16 protein-coding genes and 3 pseudogenes are annotated in these 21572 nt (G+C 61.9%); 8 read left to right on the top strand and 11 right to left on the bottom strand.

Annotation, left to right across the window (positions count from 1 at the left end; all coding sequences use genetic code 11):
- From GCT13_RS42235 to GCT13_RS42190, 10 genes and pseudogenes are all read right to left on the bottom strand, one after another.
- Positions 1–298 (bottom strand): annotated as a pseudogene (locus GCT13_RS42235) (aspartate/glutamate racemase family protein); the annotation flags it as partial.
- Between the two features lie 56 nt (positions 299–354).
- Positions 355–1680 (bottom strand): NAD(P)/FAD-dependent oxidoreductase, encoded by a 1326-nt coding sequence (locus GCT13_RS42230; protein WP_152767748.1) that lies wholly within the window; start codon positions 1678–1680, stop codon positions 355–357.
- A gap of 2 nt (positions 1681–1682) precedes the next feature.
- Positions 1683–2417: a cupin domain-containing protein gene (locus GCT13_RS42225; RefSeq protein ID WP_152767747.1), complete on the bottom strand. Its 735-nt coding sequence runs from the start codon at positions 2415–2417 to the stop codon at positions 1683–1685.
- A gap of 627 nt (positions 2418–3044) precedes the next feature.
- Entirely contained in the window at positions 3045–4874 is a 1830-nt protein-coding gene (locus GCT13_RS42220) for an ABC transporter ATP-binding protein (protein WP_152767746.1), read from the bottom strand.
- On the bottom strand, positions 4871–5827 hold the full coding sequence (locus tag GCT13_RS42215; protein ID WP_152767745.1) for an ABC transporter permease: 957 nt from the start codon (positions 5825–5827) through the stop codon (positions 4871–4873). Before GCT13_RS42215 ends, GCT13_RS42220 begins: the two co-directional genes overlap by 4 nt.
- Positions 5824–6780: an ABC transporter permease gene (locus GCT13_RS42210; protein ID WP_152767744.1), complete on the bottom strand. Its 957-nt coding sequence runs from the start codon at positions 6778–6780 to the stop codon at positions 5824–5826. The genes GCT13_RS42215 and GCT13_RS42210 overlap by 4 nt, the downstream gene beginning before the upstream one ends.
- A 67-nt stretch (positions 6781–6847) precedes the next feature.
- A complete protein-coding gene (locus GCT13_RS42205) occupies positions 6848–8464 on the bottom strand; it encodes an ABC transporter substrate-binding protein (RefSeq protein ID WP_152767743.1) in 1617 nt (538 codons plus the stop codon).
- A 27-nt stretch (positions 8465–8491) separates the two neighbouring features.
- Positions 8492–9766 carry an NAD(P)/FAD-dependent oxidoreductase gene (locus GCT13_RS42200; protein WP_152767742.1) on the bottom strand — a complete coding sequence of 425 codons (1275 nt, stop codon included), beginning with the start codon at positions 9764–9766 and terminating at the stop codon, positions 8492–8494.
- A 31-nt stretch (positions 9767–9797) separates the two neighbouring features.
- Positions 9798–10466, bottom strand: a complete 669-nt coding sequence (locus GCT13_RS42195) for a haloacid dehalogenase type II (protein ID WP_152767741.1) — start codon at positions 10464–10466, stop codon at positions 9798–9800.
- 214 nt (positions 10467–10680) lie between these two features.
- Positions 10681–12159 carry an aldehyde dehydrogenase family protein gene (locus tag GCT13_RS42190; RefSeq protein WP_152767740.1) on the bottom strand — a complete coding sequence of 493 codons (1479 nt, stop codon included), beginning with the start codon at positions 12157–12159 and terminating at the stop codon, positions 10681–10683.
- Positions 12160–12400: 241 nt separating this feature from the next.
- Here GCT13_RS42190 and GCT13_RS42185 point away from each other — a divergent pair, with 241 nt between their 5' ends.
- The 8 genes and pseudogenes from GCT13_RS42185 (at position 12401) to GCT13_RS42150 (ending at position 20808) form a co-directional block, all read left to right on the top strand.
- Entirely contained in the window at positions 12401–13285 is an 885-nt protein-coding gene (locus GCT13_RS42185) for a GNAT family N-acetyltransferase (protein WP_152767749.1), read from the top strand.
- 459 nt (positions 13286–13744) lie between these two features.
- Positions 13745–14496, top strand: a pseudogene (locus tag GCT13_RS42180) (2-hydroxyacid dehydrogenase).
- A gap of 172 nt (positions 14497–14668) precedes the next feature.
- Positions 14669–16078, top strand: a complete 1410-nt coding sequence (locus tag GCT13_RS42175) for an aspartate aminotransferase family protein (protein ID WP_152767739.1) — start codon at positions 14669–14671, stop codon at positions 16076–16078.
- 43 nt (positions 16079–16121) lie between these two features.
- Positions 16122–16619, top strand: coding sequence for an Lrp/AsnC family transcriptional regulator (locus tag GCT13_RS42170; RefSeq protein ID WP_152767738.1), 498 nt, complete (start codon positions 16122–16124; stop codon positions 16617–16619).
- A 238-nt stretch (positions 16620–16857) separates the two neighbouring features.
- Positions 16858–17937, top strand: coding sequence for a tartrate dehydrogenase (locus tag GCT13_RS42165; protein WP_152767737.1), 1080 nt, complete (start codon positions 16858–16860; stop codon positions 17935–17937).
- A gap of 33 nt (positions 17938–17970) precedes the next feature.
- A complete protein-coding gene (locus GCT13_RS42160; RefSeq protein ID WP_152767736.1) occupies positions 17971–19443 on the top strand; it encodes an NAD-dependent succinate-semialdehyde dehydrogenase in 1473 nt (490 codons plus the stop codon).
- Positions 19440–20423, top strand: a complete 984-nt coding sequence (locus GCT13_RS42155; RefSeq protein WP_152767735.1) for a M14 family metallopeptidase — start codon at positions 19440–19442, stop codon at positions 20421–20423. Before GCT13_RS42160 ends, GCT13_RS42155 begins: the two co-directional genes overlap by 4 nt.
- A gap of 40 nt (positions 20424–20463) precedes the next feature.
- Positions 20464–20808 (top strand): cupin domain-containing protein, encoded by a 345-nt coding sequence (locus GCT13_RS42150; RefSeq protein ID WP_152767734.1) that lies wholly within the window; start codon positions 20464–20466, stop codon positions 20806–20808.
- 482 nt (positions 20809–21290) lie between these two features.
- Here GCT13_RS42150 and tnpA read toward each other — a convergent pair.
- A pseudogene (tnpA, locus tag GCT13_RS42145) lies at positions 21291–21572 on the bottom strand (IS200/IS605 family transposase); the annotation flags it as partial.

Here is a 21572-nt window from a genome sequence, read left to right as displayed (position 1 = left end):
TCGCCTCGTCGATTTTCACAATTGGAGTGCTAATAAAATTGCGCACCGAATCTACAGCTTCACCGACGGACGAACAGGCGTTAAGGATGATGTCGACGCGCATCCCCTGCGCATTGGCCATGTACGAATGAATTCGACTTGCAACTTCCGGAGTTACATGGCCGGCCGCCCGAACGTCACTGAGCAAGCTGTCATCGACGATGTTGATCACCCGCGCATCAGGAATTTGCTCACTGATTTGCTCCTTGATCGGCTGGACCGAAACTGGTCCTGTGTGAACCACTGCGATGGTTGTCATRGTCTGATTCGACTCGTAAACGTCATTGATTAAAAGTCAGATGGCTCAGGTRTGCCCTAGAAATCGGCGACCTTACCCCACGAGGAATTGGCGAATCGGCCAGGCCGATACGGTATAGGATCAACGATCGGCTCCACACCGCTGGCAAGGTCCGCGATCAAGTGCCCCGCGCCGGGGCCGATGCCAAAGCCGTGGCCCGAAAAGCCCGCAGCCAGGATTAATCCGGGCACACCCGGCAACTCGCCAATACCCGGMACGCCGTCCGGCGTGCTGTCGACGAAACCGGCCCACGCGTGCGTGATGYTGGCTYYGCGAAGTTCGGGCAGCAGGTCGACGGCGCGGCGGTGGGTTTCGGTGACCGTCGCCCGATCAGGCTTCGGATCCAGGATGCGTACGCGCTCCATGGGTGTCGGCGCATCGAGCCGCCACCGCGTGAGCGTTTCATGGCCACCCCGGACTCCCTCCAGACCGCCCGGAAGGAGGCTGCGCCAGCGCCTGGCGAACATGGGCATGAACTGCGGGGCAAATCGCAGGAACTGTGGCGTCACATCCACGCGCGCGCGACCACTGATGGCCAATACATAGCGTCCGTCGTTCCGGCGAGTCACCGATACGCCGGAGGTGAACAAAGCATCCGGCAAGCGATGTTCGACAGGGGACACGCTCAGGATGGACTGGCGGATCGAGGCCTGAGGAAATCGGATGCCGAGTTGACGGCAGAACGCGGRCGCCCACGCGCCACCCGCGARCACRACAGTGCGGGCCTTGATGACGCCGGCTTCGGTTACGACGCCGCAGACACGTCCGCGCTCCAACTCTACGCCGCGCGCCGCGCAGTGTTGCGTGACGCTGCCCCCGAGCTTCATSAGYGCRGTTGCCACGGCCGGCGCKGCYTTCSCYGGRTCSGCCGTGCCGTCGCTGGGCGAGAAGACGCCGCCTTTCCAAGRYCGGCCAGTCRMCTTTCCGCGCTCGGCGGCTTGCCGGCTATCGAGCATGTAGGTCGTCACTCCCGCCGTCTTTGCAAAATCGCRCCAACTGGCCCAACGAGCGAGCTCGGCGTCGTCATTGCTCAGATACAACAGCCCGCAGCGATGAAAGCCCGTATCTTCGCCGGACTCGATGGCAAATCGTTCCCARAGATCAAGGCTTTTGCTCGCCATCGGCAATTCGCGTGCGTCGCGGTTCTGTTGCCGGCACCAACCCCAATTGCGGCTCGATTGTTCGGCGCCGATCCTTCCCTTCTCGACGAGAGCGACGGACACGCCGCGCCGGGCGAGGTAATAAGCGGCAAATACGCCGATGATGCCGCCTCCGATCACGACCACGTCGGCAGCGGCCGGTAACGTCGGTGAGGTTTGGATTTGGTTCAGCGGAGGGGACATAATTAACCTCGTTCGCTTGAATCCTGGACGGTTTGAACAACGTAGTACTTCACCACGCGATCGCTGCTTTCCCATCCAATCGGCGCCCCCTTTGGCACGAACAGTGCATCGCCCACGCCGAGCGAGAGCACGCTGCCGTCAGGCGCGGCGAACCGCACGCTGCCGGCCAGAAGATGCATAAACTCGTTCAGGCGATGAGGGCGAATGATCCGGTGATACGGCGTCGAATCCCACGTACCTGCCTTGTACTCGACGTCGTCCTCGGTGAAGACATTGTCGCTGCGACATTCGGGAGCCGGCCCCAGCAGCACCTCCGCCGGCAGGGTTGCTGTTGGCTTGAAATCGGCGTCGGCGCGTAAGGGGGTGAGACCGGTCTTCGTCGGCCGCTTGCAAGCGGCGGCACAGAACACAAAACGCGTGCGGGATTCGGCGCTCATGCGAAGCGCGGTACCGCAACCGACGACGGCGCCCGCTCCTGGACCGAGCACCAACGGCGGCTTCCCGACCGTTTCAAGAGTGAGTTGTCCGTCCACCACGACAATCGTTTCAATGTGGGGGAAACTTGGGACGCGGAGCTCACCAATGAAGCTGGCCCGGCCCGCGATGATCGAGTCGGGTCCTTCCCACGCGATTTCACGGTTTCGGCCAAAAGGGTCGTCAGTTCCGAACGCCGCCCTGTGGAAAGAGGTTGAAAGTGGTGCACCGTCGGCGCGGTGCAGCACAAAGGCCGCTGTCATTTTTGCTCCTGCGTATTGCGCAATTAACGACTGAAGGAAGGGAATGTAGTATTGAGCTGCTGGCCACGGAGCCCTCGAGGCAAGGATGGCATTAATTTCCATGCTGCGAGGCAGCCCCGAATTTGAGGCTACATGCGATATGGCTTCCACGCACCCAGCACTCATCAAACCCATACTGACCACAAATGCGACGAACATCTCCAGTGCCGCATCTTTCAAACGTTGCCCATAGACTCGGGCGACATGTGATCAATTAGGAAGTTCAATGTACTTGCGCTCGAAATCGATCATGGTTAAGAGTCTTATCGTTGCAAATTTAGTTAAACAGATAAAGCCCACCCCTGTGCTACCAGGCTGCCTCCCCTATCGAACATTTAACCAGTGTAAAAAGTCAGGCGGTCACTGATTTGTGCAATAGAAAAAACACAATCCAGTTGTCCTAAAGTCCCTAACAGCACATCCTGCGGGCGAATCTCGGGGACGACAGCTGTCGCCGAACTCGAAATCCGTATCCCGCCTCATGAGGTCCGAACAGCAACGTGTGCCTCCGGCGACATCGACTGGACTTTCATCCACGCAATTCCGGGGTCGTGCGTTCGTTCTCCGCCGCCCATGCGGTGCGTGTGTTCATGCCGTCACCGGGTTGGATGTCTGCGCGACCTGCAATTCCTTATTCGACCGGTGGCAAAGGATCACGGCGCCCGAGGGCAGCGTTCTGGCAGGGGGAGGCGTAACGTTGCACTTGCCGTCGAGTCGGACGGGACAACGCGCCCGAAAACTGCACAGTTCGGTGGAGTCGCTGGCGGGCCCCATTGACGGCAACGCAGCGCCTGTGAGCGGGCGCCGTGAGTCGAGCCAGCCCGGGCGCAGCGCCGGCACCGAATCGACGAGTAGCCCTGTGTAGGGGTGGTGCGGTGGCGCGGCGAGTACATCGCGCTGCCCCGCTTCAACGCATTGACCGGCATAGAGCACCATGACGTCGTCGCAGATTGCTCGAACTGTCGAAATATCGTGGCTGATGAACATGTATGACACGCCGAGTTCTCGCCGCAGTTCCACGAGCAGGTCAAGAATCGCCGCGCCAACTACAGTATCCAGTGCGGAGGTCACTTCGTCGCAAAGAATCAGCGCAGGGTCGGCCGCAAGCGCACGCGCCAGGTTCACGCGCTGCTTCTGGCCACCCGACAGACCGCCCGGCTGACGCCTGGCAATAGACGCCGGCAGCTTCACCAGATCCAGCAGTTCGAACATGCGCTTCTGTGCCGCCGCGCCGCGCAGGCCGTGATAGAAGTTCATCGGCCGAGCGAGGATGTCGGCGATCGTGTGGCTCGGATTGAGCGCTGTGTCGGCGTTCTGGAACACGATCTGCACGCGGCGGTACTGATCGGGCGTGCGCGCGGAGAGCTTCTCGGGCAGCGGCTTGCCGTCCAGCAGCACCTCGCCCCGGGCACGATCCACCAGTCCCGCCACCACGCGCGCAAGTGTCGTCTTGCCCGAGCCCGATTCGCCGATCACGCCGAGCGCGCTGCCGCGCGCGATCTTGAGGCTCACATTGTCGAGCACGCACACGGCTGGTATGCCGTTCGCGTCGGTCCGTCCATACCCGGCATTCAGATTGCGGACCTCAAGCAGCGGTGGCAACGAATCTGTGGCCGCGATCGCAAGCTCTGGCTCCGGTCGGCGGGTTGCCGCGAGCAGTTGCCGCGTATAGTCGTCGGCCGGCGCATCAAGTACCTGCCCGGTCGTGCCGTTTTCGCGCACGGTACCGCCGTTGAGCACAACAATACGGTCTGCCATCTGCGCGACAACGGCAAGATCGTGCGACACATAGACGGCCGTCGTGCCCAGTTCGCGGATCACTTTCTTGAACGCGGCGAGCACTTCGATCTGTGTGGTGACGTCAAGCGCAGTCGTCGGTTCGTCGAACACGACGACCGCGGGATCGGTAATCAGCGCCATCGCCGCCATCAGCCGCTGCAACTGCCCGCCCGACACCTGATGCGGATAGCGCGAGCCGATCGTTTCCGGCGCAGGCAGCGCGAGCGAGCGGAACAGTCCTACGGCCTTCTCGCGGGCCGCGGCAGGCGTCATCAACCTGTGCAGCAGCGCAGGCTCGGTCACCTGGTCCATGATCGTGCGGGCCGGGTTGAAACCCGCCGACGCGCTCTGTGCGACGTAAGCGACGGTGCGCGCGCGCAACCCGCGACGTCCGGCTGCATCGAGTGACAGCACTTCGACGCCGCCGATCTTCACCGAGCCGCCAGCAATAGAACAGCCGCCTCGTGCGTGCCCCAGCAGCGATAGCGCAATCGTCGTCTTGCCCGAGCCTGACTCGCCAATCAACGCGAGCACCTCTCCCTTCTTCACGGTGAAATCGACCCCCTTGACGATCTCGACGACCGGGTCGGGTGCTGAGCCCGCGACTACGCGCAGGCCTTTGACTTCGATCATGTTCATTTGGCGCCTCCATGCGCGCGGGCGGCATGCCGGCGCAGGCTGTCAATCAGCAGGTTCACGCCAACCGTGAGCGTCGCGATTGCAACGGCAGGCATCAGTACAGCAGGCGCTCCTTCCGCCAGACCGCCGATGTTCTCGCGCACCAGGGAACCCCAGTCCGCATTCGGTGGCTGCACGCCGAGGCCGAGAAAGCTCAGGCCGCTGAGCAGCAGCACGATGAACACGAAGCGCAGGCCGAAGTCAGCGAGCATCGGATGAATCATGTTAGGTAGCACCTCGACGCGCGCGATGTAGAACAGTCCTTCGCCGCGCGCCTTTGCGACCTGCACGTATTCGAGCGTCATCAGGTTGACCGCAAGCGAGCGCGAGATGCGAAACGCGCCGGGAATGTAGGCTAGCGCGGCGACCATGATCAGCATCGGCACTGACGAACCGAACGCGGCGATGACGACGAGCGCGAGGATTTTGCTTGGAATGGAGATCAGGGCGTCGAACAGTCGGCTCATGATTTCGTCGACCCAGCGCCCGGACACGGCCGCAATCAGCCCGAAGAACGTGCCGATGCAACTGGCGAGCACCGTCGACGCAAGCGCCAGTCCCACGGTGTATTGCGTGCCATACAGCACCCGGCTCAGCATGTCGCGGCCCAGATAATCGGTGCCGAACAGATGCGCCGCGCTGTACGACCCGAATACCTCAGTGGACGTCACCGCGCCCCCCTTGTACGGCGCAACCAGCGGGCCGATGAACGCAACGCAGAGCCAGAACACGACGATCACCAGGCCGACCAGGCCCAGCAGCGAGAGACGATTCGCGAGACGGCGCAGCGGACCACGCTTTCCGACGGACACTGCGGCGGGCGCGTCCTCGAGCGCATCGGCACAAGGGCGGGTTTCTTCGCCAGGTACCGAGTACAGAACGGTCCTTGCATGGGATGTGTTGGGTCGGTTCATCGTTGACGCAGCCTCGGATTGGAGATGATCTGACACAGGTCGGCGATGAGTACCAGGGCGAGATACGCCGCACAGAACACCATCACGCAGCCTTGCACCAGCGGCATGTCGCGGTTCGTGACGGCATCGACCATCAGGCTCGCGAGTCCGGGATAGTTGAAGATCGACTCGACGATCACGACACCGCCGAACAGATACGACAGACTCAGGGCAACCGCATTGGCAATGGGGCCAATCGTATTCGGCAACACATGACGCAACACGATGCGGACGGGCGACGCGCCCTTGAGTACGGCCATCTCGACGTACGACGCGTTCAGCTGGTCGAGCACCGCGGCGCGCGTCATACGAGCCATCTGCGCCACGATCACGCAACACAGTGTCATCACGGGCATCGCGTAAATTCGCACCAGCGCGCCGAACGACGTGACCTCCGACAGATATGACAGCGCCGGCAGCCAGCGAAGCTTGACAGCAAAGATCAGCACGGCGATCGTCGCAATCAGAAACTCGGGCACAGCGACGGTCGACAACGTCAGCACGTTGAGGGCGCGGTCCAGCAGCGAACCGCGATACATTGCCGACAGAATGCCGATCGCCAGCGCGATGGGCACCGACACAGCGGCCGTCAGCCCTGCAAGCATGAGCGTATTCGGCAGGCGGGTTGCGATCAGCTCGCTCACCGGCAAGTTGTTCGACAGAGACATGCCGAAACTGCCGCTTACGACGTGCAGGAGCCACTGGAAATAGCGCTGCAGAGCGGGCTGGTCGAGACCAAACTGGTGACGCAAGGCGGCCACCTGTTCCGGCGTGGCCGCCTGGCCGAGCGCCTGCTGCGCCGCGTCGCCGGGCAAAAGGCCCGTAATCGCGAACACAATGGCCGACACCAGCAGCAGCGTGACCATCGCGAAACCGAGGCGGGCGGCGATGAGTCGTTGCGCGTTTGCTTTCATACTGGAAACGCCTCCTGTACAGAAATGGTGCGCCGCGAAGTAGCGGCGCGACTGAAGACGTGGCAGGTCAAGACTCGAGCCAGACGTGTTCCGCAAACGTGAAGCCCATCAGTCCGGCCAGCGGAATTGAGCCAAGCCCCTTCAGCCTGGTTGTATGTCCGTCGAGTGAACTCACGAACAGTGGAATGCCAATACCGCCGGCTTCATGCACCATCACCTGCATGTCGCCATAGATCTTCTTGCGCTTCGCATCGTCAGGCTCGCCACGTGCGGCGATGAGCATCTGGTCGAACTTCGGGTTCTTCCAGTTCGCTTCGTTCCACGGCGCGTCCGACTTGAAGAACTGCGTGAAGAGCACATCGGCACTCGGCCGCGCGTTGACGTTGCCAAAGCTGAGCGGATGCTTCATCCAGTGATTCGACCAGTAGCCGTCTGCCGGGACCCGGCTCACCTGGAGGTTGAGGCCAGCGCGCGGCGCGGTCGCCTGTAGCAACATCGCGATTTCGACCGATCCTGTAGCCGCCGGCGACGCGTACAGTTGCAGCGGAGCGTTGCCGAGTTTCGCCTTCTGAAAATGGAACCTGGCCTTGTCCGGATCGAAACTCCGTTGCGGCAGACCCGCAAAGTAGTACCTGTTCGTCGGATCAATAGGCTGGTCGTTACCGATCGCGCCGTAGCCACGAAACGCCGCGCGGAGGATCTGCTCGCGATCCAGCAGATACATCATGCCGCGGCGGAAATCCTCGTTGCCCGTGATGCCGCCTTCATCGCGCATGATCAGGTCCGTGTACTGGCCCGTTTTCGTTTCGAGCACTGAAAACCCAGGTGTCCCCTTGATCCGCTGCGCCGAGTTGGGCGTCACCGCATTGATCAGCTGCACGTCGCCTGAAAGCAACGCATTGACGCGCGCCGGTTCATCGCCGATGCCGATGAGTTCAATCTCATCGAGATGCGGCAGTCCTGTCTTCCAGTACGTCTCGTTGCGCACGCCTACGGTACGCACGCCCGGCGAAAATTCCTTGAGCTTGAACGGACCGGTGCCGACAGCCGTCCTGAAATCTTTTGTTCCGTCCTTGATGATCATGAAATGCGAGGTCGCCAGGATCACTGGAAGGTCGGCGTTCGCTCCTTCGAGGTTAATCGTCAATTCGTTCGCACCCGTCGCCTTCACGTCCTTGATTTGATCCGCGAGCGTCTTCGCCTTCGAGGCGGTCGCCGGGTCTTTGTGGCGCATGATCGAGTAGACAACGTCGGCAGGCGCGAGCGCCTTGCCGTCGTGAAACTGCACGCCCTTGCGCAGCTTCACGACCCACACGGTCGCGTCCTTCGTTTCCAGCGACTCTGCGAGCGCCATTTTGGCGCCAAGATGCGAATCGAGCTCGGTCAGACCGTTGTAGAACATGTTGGCGCGCACATAATCCGTGCTCAGCGCGCCCTTCGCAGGATCGAGCGTATCCGCAGTGGACGCCGATTGCGTCGCGACGCGAATCTTCCCGCCTTTTTTTGGACTCTGTTGCGCGAATGCCGACCCGCTCGCGGCCAGCAGTCCCGTGCAGGTCATCGACAGCATCCCGCCAGCCGCCATCGCGCGAAGCAGATTGCGTCGCGACACGCCTTTGCGCGTGAGTTGTTGAAGTTCATCGCCGACGCTGGCGCCAGCGTCGCGCATATTTATCTTGTGCATCTGTCTCCTCCACAAGGGAGTTGTTCGTCAGTAGAAGACGTCTTTGATCCGGAAGTACGCGCCGACAAGCGGCAGGAACCACGGTTTGCCCGTGTGCCCCGGAATCGCGGGCCACTCGAAGTCTCGCCATGGGTTCGCTTCTGCGTTTCCGGCGATCACCTCGGCCATCACCTGACCCATGTGCGTTGACATCTGCGTGCCGTGGCCACTGTAGCCCATCGAGAAATAGATGCCGTCGTGTTGGCCGGCGCGCGGCAGACGGTCAGCCGTGATATCGACAAGACCGCCCCAGCAATAGTCGATGCGCGCATTGGCAAGGCTCGGGAACATATGCGCGAGGTTCGCCTGCAGGATACGGCCGCTTTTTTCGTCCGATGGTTGCTCCGATGCCGTAAAGCGCGCACGTCCACCGAATAACAGGCGCGAATCGGGCGTGACGCGGAAGTAGTTGTGCATCAGGCGGCTCGTCGTGTATGAGCGCCGGTTTGGCAACAGCCGGGTGAGGTGCTCGGCAGGCAACTGTTCCGTCACAATGATGAATGAACCGACCGGTGCCATGCGCCGCCGGTACCAGCCAAACGGCCCATGCCGAGATGGGCCCGTCGCGATCAATACGTGCTGCGCGCGTAATGTGCCGCGCGCGGACTCGATCTGGTAAGCGCCGCGGTCCTTCGCAATCGACGTGACGGCCGCGTGCTCGAAAAGCCGCGCACCGTTGCGCACGGCCGCATTCGCCAGACCGACCGCAAACTTGCCCATATGCATCTGCCCGCCGTGCTTATGCAGCAGGCCCCCGAAGAAACTGTCCGATCCGACTTCGCTGCGAATACGCTCGCGCGGAATGATCTCGACATCGGGATCAACTTCGCGGCGGATCAGCTCGGCCGTCTGCTCGAGGTGCGCCAGATGTTGCGGCTTCGCGGCCAGTTTCAGCTTACCCGACGCGAGATAGTCGCAGTCAATCTGTTCCTCGCGAATCAGCCGCTCGACCGTAGCAACCGCCTCGGCATACGCGCGATAGCAACCTTGCGCGCGCTCAATGCCCAATTGCTCGCGCAGCGCCGCGTAGTCGTGCGCAACGCCCGTGTTGCACTGGCCGCCATTGCGACCCGATGCCCCTCCGCCAATGCGACCGGCGTCGAGCACCGCAACCGTCGCGCCGCGCCTGCCGAGTGCCAGCGCAGCGGACAGCCCGGTGAACCCGCCGCCAATCACGGCAACATCGACATGGCCATCGACGGGACCCTCACAAGCCTGCAACCCGGCAGGCGCCGTGTCGAGCCAATAGGAGTCGAGCTTCATCGGGTGTCCTTGCATAGATGAAGGCAGGGGATCACAGACCGAGTTGCGTTGCGAGATCGCCGATGGTGTCGACTTCATAGTACTCGTAGTACGGCGCGTCCGGCTCGTGACCGCGTTTGACGAACGCCTTGTGCCTGATGCCCATGTCATGCGCCGTCATCAGGTCGTAGCGCGGGCTCGACGACACATGCAGCACGTCCTCCGGGTTGCAGTTCAGCTGGTCGAACATGTACTCGAATCCCTGCATGCGCGGCTTGTACGATTGAGCCTGCTGCGCGGTGAACACGCGGTGGAACGGCGCACCCAGCTTGTCGACATTGCTCTGGATCTGATCGTCCGAGGCGTTCGAAAGAATCACGAGCTTGTACTTCTTCGCCAGCCTCGACAGGCCTTCCGGCACGTCCGGGTGGGGGCCCCACGTCGGTACGGCGAGGTAAAACTGCTCCGCTTCCGCTTCGATAAACTCGACATTCATGCGCTTGCACGCGCGGCGTACGGCATTGACGACGACGTCGCGATACGGCTTCCACGCGCCGAGCACCTCGTCGCGGCGATAGCCTGAGAAGAATGCAACGAATTGCTCCAGTTCCGCGCCCTGAAGGCGATTACCGTAGATCTCGCGGGCCATGTCGCCCATACGGAATTTCGTCAGCGTGCCGTAGCAGTCGAACGTGATGTACTTTGGTTCGAAATGAATCATGGTCTCGGTCCTATCATGTTGTGAACCCGCGTGGGTTCAGTGGCGAAAACAGGAAGTGCATTCCTGAACAGAATTTAAGCATCGCAAAAAAGAAAGTGTCGTTGGTTCTGGCGGGCAAAACGTGGGTTAGACGCTTTATAAGAGGCCGAAACAGCACAGTCTGCCGCGTCCGTAGCACACCGTTCTTCCTGCGCGCCAGCTTTGCAGTAACCGTTCATGACCGCATGTCGATCAGGACGCTTTTGAAGCGCAGATTTGCCTCATAGGCCTGCCGTCCCAGATCCTTGCCAATGCCCGAGCGCTTGAACCCACCCGTAGGAATCGTGAAATCACTGGTTCTCCCGTAACGATTCACCCATACCGTGCCTGCTTCAATACCACGCACGAAGCGCAGTGCCCGGCCCAGGTCTGCGGTGTGCACGCCGGCAGCCAGGCCATAGTCGGGGTGCTGCGCCAGAGCCAGCGCTTCTGCTTCCGTATCGAACGTCTGCAGCGTCAGAACCGGGCCAAACACCTCCTCCCGGACAGCTTCGGATTGCTCATTGACGTCACAGAGGATGGTTGGCAAATAGAATGCGCCGCCTGATTCCCCGTCCGCGCGGTGCCCGCCGCAGCGCAAAGTTGCGCCGCTGGCCACTGTGCGTTGCACAATTGTCTCGATGCGTGCAGCCTGGGTTTCGGAGATGATCGGCGATAGAGTCGTGCCGCTCGACCATGTTGCGCCCGCCCTAAGTTCCGCGAAGATCCGTTCGATCCGTTCGGCCAGGTCCTCTGCGATCGACCGCTCCACCAGAAGACGTGATCCCGCAACGCACACCTGCCCGGCGTTGCCCGCGACCGCTGCTGCTATGCGGCGCGCTACATCGTCGAGACGAGGCGCATCCGCGAAGACGACCTGCGGACTCTTGCCGCCCAATTCCAGGGTAACCGGCTTCGTTCCAGACTGGGCGCATGCCGCCATGATCGCGGCCCCGGTGCGAGTGGAACCGGTGAACGTCACTTTTGCGATGCGCGGATGACGCACAAGTGCATCGCCGGTCGTGTGACCGTCGCCCTGGATTACATTGAAAACACCGGGCGGCACGCCCGCTTCGACGGCCAGTTCCGCAAGGCGCAGCACCGAAAACGGCGTCGTCTCCGACGGCTTCAACACCACGGCATTGCCCGCCGCCAGCGCCGGTGCGAGCTTCCACGAGGCCATCACCAGAGGGAAATTCCACGGCGCGATCGCGCCGACGACTCCGTACGGTTCCGCGATTGTCATACCAAGGTGGTCGTGATCGGTTGCTGCGACATCGCCTCCGATCTTGTCGGCGAATTCCGCGTAAAAGCGGATGCCCTCCGCTGTGAAAGGAACGTCCCACGCTGCGGCCTCGCGGATCGGGCGGGTGGATCCGAGCGCCTCCAAAAGTGCCAGCGTCTCGACATCGGCGGCGACAAGATCAGCAAAGCGGCGCAGAATCCTTGCGCGTTCGCGCGGCGCAATTTGCCCCCAACCACTTTGGCGCCAGGCGGTCCATGCATTCTCGACGACGCGATCCGTCATTTCAGCGTTCGCTATCGGAACCGACGCATAGGCGACGCCATCGGAGGGACGAACCACTTGCAGCGTTTCCGTGCCTTCGTTGATGTATTTTCCGCCGATGAAATGCCCGGAACGCACCGCAACCTTGCCGGGATCGAAGCTGTCCATTTCGTCTCCTTTTGACTCGTGCATCTGACGTTGAATTCGTGCTTTAACTCAGGTGGAAATCCTACCGCTGTCGACCCGGCACAACTCGCTGACTGAAGGGCTGATTCAGCAGATGTGGCGCGTTTTTTTCGCTTTGGCACTGCAGTTTGCGTCGATTTGCTTTCCGGCCGGTCAACGTTATGGACAACAAAGCAAGGCAATGCGAGAGTTGCGGCGTAAGCATCTAGCCAAGGAGAGAGGCATGTCCGGCCGAAATGAAGCCCAGGTCGCAGGTCACGAAATTGTCTATCGCCCTTTTTCGCTTCTGGACGTCGCGGGCGCGCGCGCCCTTTCGAGTGAACTGGGGTGGCCTCATCGCGTGGAAGACTGGCAATTTGTCGCTGAGGCGGGCACGGGATTCGTCGCGGAAGATGCGAGCGGAACGCTTGTTGGTACGGGGCTCTGCTGGAAGTTCGGACATGACAGCGCGTCGCTCGGAATGGTTATTGTGTCTCCGCAGCAGCAAGGCCGGGGCATCGGCCGCAAACTCATGGAGCTGCTGCTAGAAGAACTAGGCGAGCGGACCGTTATTCTTCACGCAACTGCAGAGGGCCGGCATCTGTATGAGAAGCTCCGCTTCGAAGCGATTGGAACAGTTGATCAGCATCAGGGAACCGCATTCCGGCCGCCACTTGTTTCGCTCCCTCCAGGCGAGCGACTGCGCCCGCTCGGCTCGAACGATACCGCGCGCCTGATAGAGTTGGCGTCGCGTGCGAGCGGCCTCGACCGCGGGACGCTCCTGCCGGCGCTCCTCGAAGTTTCACAAGGGATCGCACTCGCCCGTGATGGCGATCTGATTGGTTTCGCCCTCATCCGACGCTTCGGACATGGTTTCTCGATCGGTCCGGTCGTGGCACCGGACTCAGACGACTCCAGCCGTGCCAAGGCACTGGTCAGTTACTGGCTCTCGCTAAACGCCGGCGCGTTCGTCCGTATCGATACACCGCATGAATGCCAGCTCTCGGCGTGGCTGGAAGCACTCGGACTTTCACGAGTCGGTACGGTTGTGAAGATGGCGCGCAACGGTGCGCTTCGCGCAGATGCATCCTTTCGGCAATTCGGTATTGTTAATCAGGCGGTGTGCTAGTGAATGAGCCAACCCGATTTGACCCGGTTGCGTTTGCGCGACGCGTGCACCAAACGCGGCTCTCTGGGCGAGGCTTTACGACCGTTCGAACGGGCTACCCGTGATTTCCGCGGACCTGTCGCGATGGCCGGATGCCGCGACGATTCCTCCCCAAAGCGCGGCGCCGGAATGTCACGACTGACGTCCGGTCTTGCCGGAGCGCGTACCGTGAGGTTGACCCCGCAGCGAAGTTGACAGTCAATGGCAGTCATCAACGTGCGCAGCCCCGTGGCTTTTCAGGTTAGGCGACTGATGCTGCAGACGTTCTGCGTCAGCGGCGGCTTTTTCGACGATAGCGGCGTTCCGCCGTGTCACCTTGGGCAACCGTCTGTTTGATCTGTCTGACATCCGTTGCTGAGCTTGCAGTTTTTATTACTTAGTAATCCAAATAACAAATTTCCGCTGACAATTTGGTCAAACATGACACTACTCTACAAAGCCGATCCAGAACGCGGCAAGCAATGGGCACGGCTTTTTGCGGTAAAGGCACCCGATATTCCGTTTCGGCCGTGGCCCGACATCGGCGAGCCAGAGTCCGTACGTTTTCTCGCCACCCGGCAGCCTCCCGACGATCTGGTGCGCACGCTACCCAACCTCGAAGTGCTCTTCTCGGTGGGTGCAGGCATCGACCAGTTCGACCTGTCCGGAGTACCGCCGCATATCACTGTCGTGCGCATGATTGAGCCGGGTATCGTCGAAGGAATGGTCGAGTATGTCACGCAGGCCGTGCTGACTATCCATCGCGATCTGGACGGCGTCGACTGTTATTCGGGGTCGAAGCGCTCGATGCATTCCTCGCATGCACCGATATCTTGATCTGTCTGTTGCCGCTTACCGCTGCAACGTGACGTCTGCTCGACAAGCGCATATTCGCCAGGCTGCCGAAGGGCGCCTCGTTCATCAATGTCGGGCGCGACCCGCAGTTGAACCAGGAGGACCTGCTCGATGCGCTGGCGAGCGGCCAGTTGCACAACACAATCCTCGATGTCACCGACCCCGAGCCGCTGCCCGAATCGCATCCGCTTTGGGACCATCCGCGCGTGCGCATCACGCCGCATATCGCAAGCGCGACGCGGCCGGAGACGGCCGTCGATGTGGTGCTGGACAACATCCGCCGCTATAGCGAAGGCCTGCCAATGCTTGGGCAAATTGACCGCGATCGCGGGTACTGATGCTATCAACAGCGTATTTCTCTCGATAAATCTCGAGCAAGCACAAAATGCTGCGCGTACCTCGCAAAAAGCCGCACTTGCGTTTTTTCACGGCTTGTTTTGCGAACCGGCGGAAGGGCCTCTCTCGTAGTATTGGTATGGTCCAAGCCCATTCCGAGAAGAGAACTGCACCATGTCTATTCCATCGCTCATCGAAGCCGACCGTAGGCATCTGATCCACCCCGTCGTCAGCTATCGCGCGCATGAAGCGCGCGGCGTCACCGTGCTGGAATCTGCACAGGGCGTGTTCCTGCGCGACATCGACGGCAACGAGCTGCTCGACGCCTTCTCCGGCCTCTGGTGTGTGAACACCGGCTACGGCCATCAAAGCATTGTCGATGCCGCCACGAAGCAGCTGGCCCGCCTGCCTTATGCAACGGGCTACTTTCACTTCGGCTCCGAACCGGCCATCGAACTCGCCTCGCAGCTCGTCGAACTGTCGCCCGCGTCGCTGCAGCATGTGTATTTCACGCTGGGCGGGTCCGATGCCGTCGACTCCGCGCTGCGCTTCATTACACATTACTACAACGCGACGGACCGCCCGTCGAAGAAGCACCTCATCGCGCTGCAACGCGGTTATCACGGCTCGTCGTCGATCGGCGCGGGGCTCACGGCGCTGCCCGCGTTCCATCGCCACTTCGACGTGCCGCTGCCAACGCAGCATCACATTGCATCGCCCTACGGGTACCGCAACGACTTCGCCGACGACGCCGCGCTGATCAGCGCCAGCGTCGCGGCGCTCGAAGCGAAGGTCGCGCAACTCGGGGCGGACAACGTCGCCGCGTTCTTCTGCGAGCCGATCCAGGGATCGGGAGGCGTGATCGTGCCGCCTGTCGGCTGGCTGAATGCGATGCGCGAAGCGTGCCGCAAGCTTGACATCCTGTTCGTCGCCGATGAAGTCATCACGGGCTTCGGCCGCACGGGGCCGCTCTTCGCATGCGAAGCGGAAGGCGTCCAGCCGGACCTGATGACGGTCGCGAAGGGCCTCACGGCGGGCTATGCGCCAATGGGCGCGGTGCTGATGTCGGATGCCGTCTATCAGGGTATCGCCGACGGCGGCGACGTCGCAGCGGCGATCGGTCACGGGCACACATACTCCGCGCACCCCGTGAGCGCCGCCATCGGACTCGAAGTGATGCGCCGCTATCACGAAGGCGGGCTGCTTGCAAACGGCATCGCACGCGGGCCGCGCTTCGCGCAGGGGCTCGACGCGCTGCTCGCGCACCCCCTCGTCGGCGATTCGCGGCACCGCGGCCTGCTGGGAGCGCTTGAGCTGGTGTCTGACAAGGAAACCAGGCGGGGCTTCGAGGCGTCGCTCAAGCTGCCCGACCGTATCGCCGCGGCTGCCTACGCAAACGGCCTCGTGTTCCGCGCCTTCGGCGACAACATTCTCGGCTTCGCGCCCGCGCTGAGCTACACGGAAAGCGAGTTCGACCTGCTGTTCGAGCGGCTCGAAAAGACGCTCGACGACGTGCTCGCCCAAACCGATGTCCGCTCCGCGATTAAGGGTTCGGTTGAATTCAAACGCACTGCGGCCGCGTGATAGCCTTGATCGAACCTGGACATGTCGGCGCGACCAAATCACGATGAGTACGGATTGCAAACTGGACCGCATCGATCTGCGTATCCTCTCGCAGCTGCAGATACGAGGGCGTATCACCAACGTCGAACTGGCCGACGCGGTCGGCCTGTCGCCCAGTCCCTGCCTGATCCGCGTGAAGCGTCTGGAGAAAGCGGGCTATATCGTCGGGTATGGCGCGGAGATCCAGCTCGAGAAGCTCGGCGATGTGCAAATCGTGTTCACCGAAGTCACACTCGCCGACCATCGCCGCGAGGACTTCACCAGGTTCGTCAACGCAGTCAAGGATGTCGACGAGATCATCGAATGCCACCTGGCGAGCGGCGGCTATGATTACCTGCTGAAGTTCGTCACGCGCAGCGTCAGTCACTATCAAAGCATCATTGAAGGGCTGCTGGAGCGCGATATCGGTATCGAGAAATACTTCAGCTACGTCATTATCAAGACTCCGTTCGTGAAGACGCACTACCCGCTCGAGTCACTCTTCTCGCAGAACGATCATTAGGACGCGCCGGTCGTTCTGACGTTGCGCGACCCGTGCGACAACGATGATACGGACTGCACATCTGGTTTTAAAACGTGGTTCAACAGTTCGTTGATGACCATCTTCTTCCCGGTCGTCCATCGTCCGTCGTCGATCTGCTGATCGTTGGCCTCAGGAAATCGCGCCTTTCAACCTCGCCTCGCAACCAGCCGTTACGAAAACCCATTCATTCCCGAACATTCTGGACGAAGAGACCCATATGACCCGCAACTACCACATCGCAGTGATTCCCGGCGACGGCATCGGCAAGGAAGTGATGCCCGAGGCGCTGCGCGCGCTCGACGCCATCAGCAAGCGCTATGGCATCGGCCTCGACTATCAGCATATCGAATGGGCCAGTTGCGACTACTACGCTCAGCACGGCCAGATGATGCCGGACGACTGGAAGGCGCAGCTGAGCAACGTCGACGCCATTCTGTTCGGCGCAGTCGGCTGGCCCGACACGGTGCCCGATCACATCTCGCTGTGGGGTTCGCTGCTCAAGTTCCGCCGTGAGTTCGACCAGTACATCAACCTGCGCCCCGCGCGGCTGTTCGAAGGCGTGCCATCGCCGCTCGCGGGCCGCAAGGCGGGCGACATCGACTTCATGATCGTGCGCGAGAACACGGAGGGCGAATACTCGTCGGTGGGCGGCACGATGCTCGAAGGCACCGAGCGCGAGTTCGTGATGCAGCAGTCGATCTTCACGCGCAAAGGCTCCGAGCGCGTGCTGAAGTTCGCATTCGATCTCGCGCAGCGCCGCGCGAAGAAGATCACGGTCGCGACGAAGAGCAACGGCATCTCGATCAGCATGCCGTGGTGGGACGCGCGCGCCGCCGAAATGGCCGCGCACTATCCCGACGTGAAGTGGGACAAGCAGCACATCGATATTCTTTGTGCACGCTTCGTGTTGAATCCCGACCGCTTCGACGTGGTAGTGGCGACGAACCTGTTCGGCGACATCCTGTCGGACCTGGGTCCCGCGTGCACCGGCACGATCGGCATTGCGCCGTCGGCCAACATGAATCCGGACCGCACATTCCCGTCGCTGTTCGAGCCCGTGCACGGCTCCGCGCCCGATATCGCGGGCAAGGGCATCGCCAATCCGGTCGCGATGATCTGGTCGGCGGCGATGATGCTCGATTTTCTCGGCAACGGCCAGGGCAAGGAGCGCGAGGCGCATGACGCGATCCTCGCCGCCATCGAAGCCGTGCTCAAGGACGGCCCGCATACGGGCGATCTCGGCGGCAAGGCCAACACGGCGGAAGTGGGCGCGGCCATTGCGCATCGTCTCGCGTGATGGGTCGCGCGTGAACTGCAAAGGAGTGTTCTGATGACACAGCAATACGAGTTGAGCGAACTGATCCGCAGCGACAATTTCATCGACGGCAAGTGGGTGGCGTCAGCGGGCGGCAAGCGCTTCGACGTGACGAACCCGGCGACGGGCGAAGTCATCGCGCAGATCGCCGACAGTGACGCCGCCGACGCGCGCGCCGCTACGGATGCCGCCGCCCGCGCGTTCCCCGGCTGGCGCGACACGCTGCCGAGGGACCGCGCAGCCGTGCTGCACCGCTGGCACGCGCTGATGGTCGCGAACGCCGACGCGCTCGGCCGCCTGATCTCGCTCGAACAGGGCAAGCCGCTTGCCGAAGGACGCGGCGAAGTGATGTACGGCGCGTCGTATGTTGCGTGGTTCGCGGACGAAGCGACGCGCATCTACGGCGACATCATTCCGCAGCAGCAGCGCGGCAAGCGGATGAGCGCGATCAAAGAACCCGTCGGCATCGTCGCCGCGATCACGCCGTGGAATTTCCCGCTTGCGATGATCGCGCGCAAGATCGCGCCCGCGCTGGCGGCGGGCTGCACCGTCGTCGGCAAGCCCGCCGAAGACACGCCGCTCACCGCGCTCGCGCTCGTGATGCTCGCGCATGAAGCCGGTGTGCCGGCGGGCGTGCTGAACCTGATCTCGGCATCGCGCGAGAACGCGGGACCTGCCGTTGGCGACTGGCTCGCCGACAGCCGCGTGCGCAAGATCACGTTCACGGGGTCGACGCCTGTCGGCAAGTATCTGGCGCGAGAATCGGCGGGCACGTTGAAGAAGCTGTCGCTCGAACTGGGCGGCAACGCACCCTTCATCGTGTTCGACGACGCCGACCTCGATGCCGCCGTCACCGGCATGCTCGCCGCGAAATTCCGCAACGGCGGACAGACCTGTGTATGCCCGAATCGCGTGTATGTGCAGTCGGGCGTGTACGAGCGCTTCGCGGACCTGCTGGCGACGCGCGTCGCCGCGCTCAAGGTCGCGCCCGCCACCGATCCCGCCGCACAGATCGGCCCGATGATCAACGCGCGCGCCATCGACAAGATCGCGCGTCATGTCGACGACGCCGTGAGCCGCGGCGTGCGTGTGCTGACGGGCGGCAAGCGCCTGCCCGAACTCGGCCCGAACTACTACGCGCCCACCGTGCTCGCCGACGCGTCGCCCGACATGCAACTGAGCTGCGAAGAAACCTTCGGCCCTGTCGTGCCGCTGTTCCGCTTCGACCACGAAGCCGAAGCGATTCACGCCGCCAACGACACGCCGTTCGGCCTCGCGTCGTACTTCTACAGCCAGGACGTGCGGCGTATCGACCGCGTCGCGCGGCAGCTCGAAGCAGGCATCGTCGGCATCAATGAAGGGGCGCTTGCGAGCGAAGCCGCGCCGTTCGGCGGCGTGAAGGAGTCGGGCTATGGCCGCGAAGGCTCGAAGTACGGCCTCGACGATTACCTGTCGATCAAATACCTCTGCCAGGGCGGGCTCGAATGAACGCGCACGCTTACCCGATCGAACTCGCGTTTCCCGACATCGCCGCGCACGAGCGCAGCGACACGGGCATTCCGTACCTCAACACCTTCGATTCAGGCATCGCCGGCCCGCACGTGATGATCAACGCGCTCACGCACGGCAACGAAGTGTGCGGCGCGATCGTCGTCGATGCGCTGCTGCGCGCGAAGCTGCGGCCACGGCGCGGCAAGCTGACACTCTCGTTCGCGAACGTCGATGCGTATGCGCGTTTCGATCCGTCGCGCCCCGACGCGGCGCGTTTCGTCGATCAGGACTTCAATCGCGTGTGGACTGCGCAAACGCTCGACAACGCCGCACTCGATTCCAGCGAGCTGCGCCGCGCACGCGCGATGCGGCCCGTGATCGATACCGTCGATCTGCTGCTCGACCTGCATTCGATGCACGAAAAGAGCAAGCCGCTGATCGTCGCCGGGCCGCTCGACAAGGGCATCGCGCTTGCACAGACGCTCGGCACGCCAGCGACGGTGATCTGCGACGAAGGCCATCCCGAAGGACGCCGGATGCGCGATTACGAAGGCTTCGGCGATCCGCACAGTGTGAAGAACGCGCTGCTGATCGAATGCGGGCAGCATTCGGAGGCGGGCGCCGTGGCCGTCGCGCGCGATGTCACGGCGCGCTTTCTGGTGCTGTCGGGTGTCATCGGCGAAGAGGATGTGCCGCCAGGCTGGATCATGCCGCTGCCCGACGAAATGCTGATCGTGCGCGTGACGGAACCCGTCGTCGCGACGAGCCTCGACTTTCGCTTCGCAGATCACTACACGGGACTCGAAGTGTTTCCCGATGCGGGCAGCGTGATCGGCTGGTCGGACGGCCAGGCCGTGCGCACGCCGTATCCCGATTGCATGCTCGTGATGCCGTCGCTCAGGCAATTGCGTCCGGGCGTGACGGTCGTGCGGCTCGGGAGGATCGAGCGGCGGATCGCGAGACACAGTGAGCAATGAGCATTGCTGTCATTCCAACCATCGTCAACGGGCACACGAGATGAAAGTCCAGCAGATCAAACAAGGCATTGCATTGCAGGGGCTGGAAGACTGGGGCACGGCCGGTCTTCCGGGCACGCCGGAGATCAGGGTATCGGGCGTGCAGAAGGTGATACGCGGCAGCGAGGCGATCGACACGGGCATCTTCGAATGCACGCCCGGCACCTACCGCCGCTCGGTCAAGCAAGCCGAGGTCATGCACTTCCTGAGCGGCCGCGGCCGCTTCACGCCCGACGGCGAGGACACCGTCCACTTCACGGGCGGCGACACGCTGTTCTTCGAAGCCCATACAGAAGGCACATGGGAAGTCGAAGAAACGATGCGCAAGGTCTATGTCATTTTCTAACGATCCAGATGGTCAGCCTTGGTTACGCTGATGCCACGCGTATTGAGACAGATCAGATGTACATACACCTGCGATAGCCTCCCCGAACACGTGCCCAGTCGCACGTGTGCACAAACCGATTTGACTCAACATGGCAGCACGTGTCCGAAAAATTCCGCAGACGGTGACAGGCAGGCTTTCCAATGCGGCTCTTACCGACCTGTCGCTTCGCAACTATCTGAGTCTCCATGCTCTGAGTTCGAAGCACGGCGCCGCATTCCACTTAGGGACTGTCGTTCGAACGATGTTCGCGTCCTTCTATTTGTTTGACGCTGGCTTCGGCGACGGGAATCTGTCTATATACACCGACGCTGACTCGAGCCTCGGCGAACTGGCAACCTCGCGAAACATCGAATCTAGTCAAATACCACCGGCAAAGCCGGTGGCTTGAAATTGTGAGCGCCTCAAAGGCGCGCATGAAACCGTAAGCCGCCGGTGGCGGCTTACTCCATGACCAGCTTCATCTGGTCGTACCGCTCATCTTCTTCCTCCTGGTTGCGGATGTACGCTCGTACCATGTGCTCGTCCAACCCCACCGTGGAAACGAAGTAGCCTCGGGCCCAAAAGTGCTCGCCGGTAAAATTGCGTTGCCGACCGCCGTACTTCCGGGCTATCTGAATTGCGCTCTTGCCCTTGATGTACCCCACCACGTTCGATACCGCTTATTTCGGCGGAATGCTCAGGCACATGTGAACGTGATCCCCCATCAGGTGTCCCTCGACGAT

Source organism: Paraburkholderia franconis (assembly GCF_009362735.1).
Lineage (GTDB): Bacteria > Pseudomonadota > Gammaproteobacteria > Burkholderiales > Burkholderiaceae > Paraburkholderia > Paraburkholderia franconis.
The sequence above is the reverse complement of the archived record's forward strand: the minus strand, read 5'-3'. Positions and strand labels throughout refer to the sequence as shown.

Bases quoted from the DNA above. Each gene is read 5' to 3' on its own strand.
- GCT13_RS42170 (WP_152767738.1), top strand. From the start codon at position 16,122: ATGAGTACGGATTGCAAACTGGACCGCATCGATCTGCGTATCCTCTCG.
- GCT13_RS42200 (WP_152767742.1), bottom strand. From the start codon at position 9,766: ATGAAGCTCGACTCCTATTGGCTCGACACGGCGCCTGCCGGGTTGCAG.
- GCT13_RS42225 (WP_152767747.1), bottom strand. From the start codon at position 2,417: ATGACAGCGGCCTTTGTGCTGCACCGCGCCGACGGTGCACCACTTTCA.
- GCT13_RS42195 (WP_152767741.1), bottom strand. From the start codon at position 10,466: ATGATTCATTTCGAACCAAAGTACATCACGTTCGACTGCTACGGCACG.
- GCT13_RS42175 (WP_152767739.1), top strand. From the start codon at position 14,669: ATGTCTATTCCATCGCTCATCGAAGCCGACCGTAGGCATCTGATCCAC.
- GCT13_RS42220 (WP_152767746.1), bottom strand. From the start codon at position 4,874: ATGAACATGATCGAAGTCAAAGGCCTGCGCGTAGTCGCGGGCTCAGCA.
- GCT13_RS42150 (WP_152767734.1), top strand. From the start codon at position 20,464: ATGAAAGTCCAGCAGATCAAACAAGGCATTGCATTGCAGGGGCTGGAA.
- GCT13_RS42205 (WP_152767743.1), bottom strand. From the start codon at position 8,464: ATGCACAAGATAAATATGCGCGACGCTGGCGCCAGCGTCGGCGATGAA.
- GCT13_RS42185 (WP_152767749.1), top strand. From the start codon at position 12,401: ATGTCCGGCCGAAATGAAGCCCAGGTCGCAGGTCACGAAATTGTCTAT.
- GCT13_RS42215 (WP_152767745.1), bottom strand. From the start codon at position 5,827: ATGAACCGACCCAACACATCCCATGCAAGGACCGTTCTGTACTCGGTA.
- GCT13_RS42165 (WP_152767737.1), top strand. From the start codon at position 16,858: ATGACCCGCAACTACCACATCGCAGTGATTCCCGGCGACGGCATCGGC.
- GCT13_RS42190 (WP_152767740.1), bottom strand. From the start codon at position 12,159: ATGGACAGCTTCGATCCCGGCAAGGTTGCGGTGCGTTCCGGGCATTTC.
- GCT13_RS42155 (WP_152767735.1), top strand. From the start codon at position 19,440: ATGAACGCGCACGCTTACCCGATCGAACTCGCGTTTCCCGACATCGCC.
- GCT13_RS42210 (WP_152767744.1), bottom strand. From the start codon at position 6,780: ATGAAAGCAAACGCGCAACGACTCATCGCCGCCCGCCTCGGTTTCGCG.
- GCT13_RS42160 (WP_152767736.1), top strand. From the start codon at position 17,971: ATGACACAGCAATACGAGTTGAGCGAACTGATCCGCAGCGACAATTTC.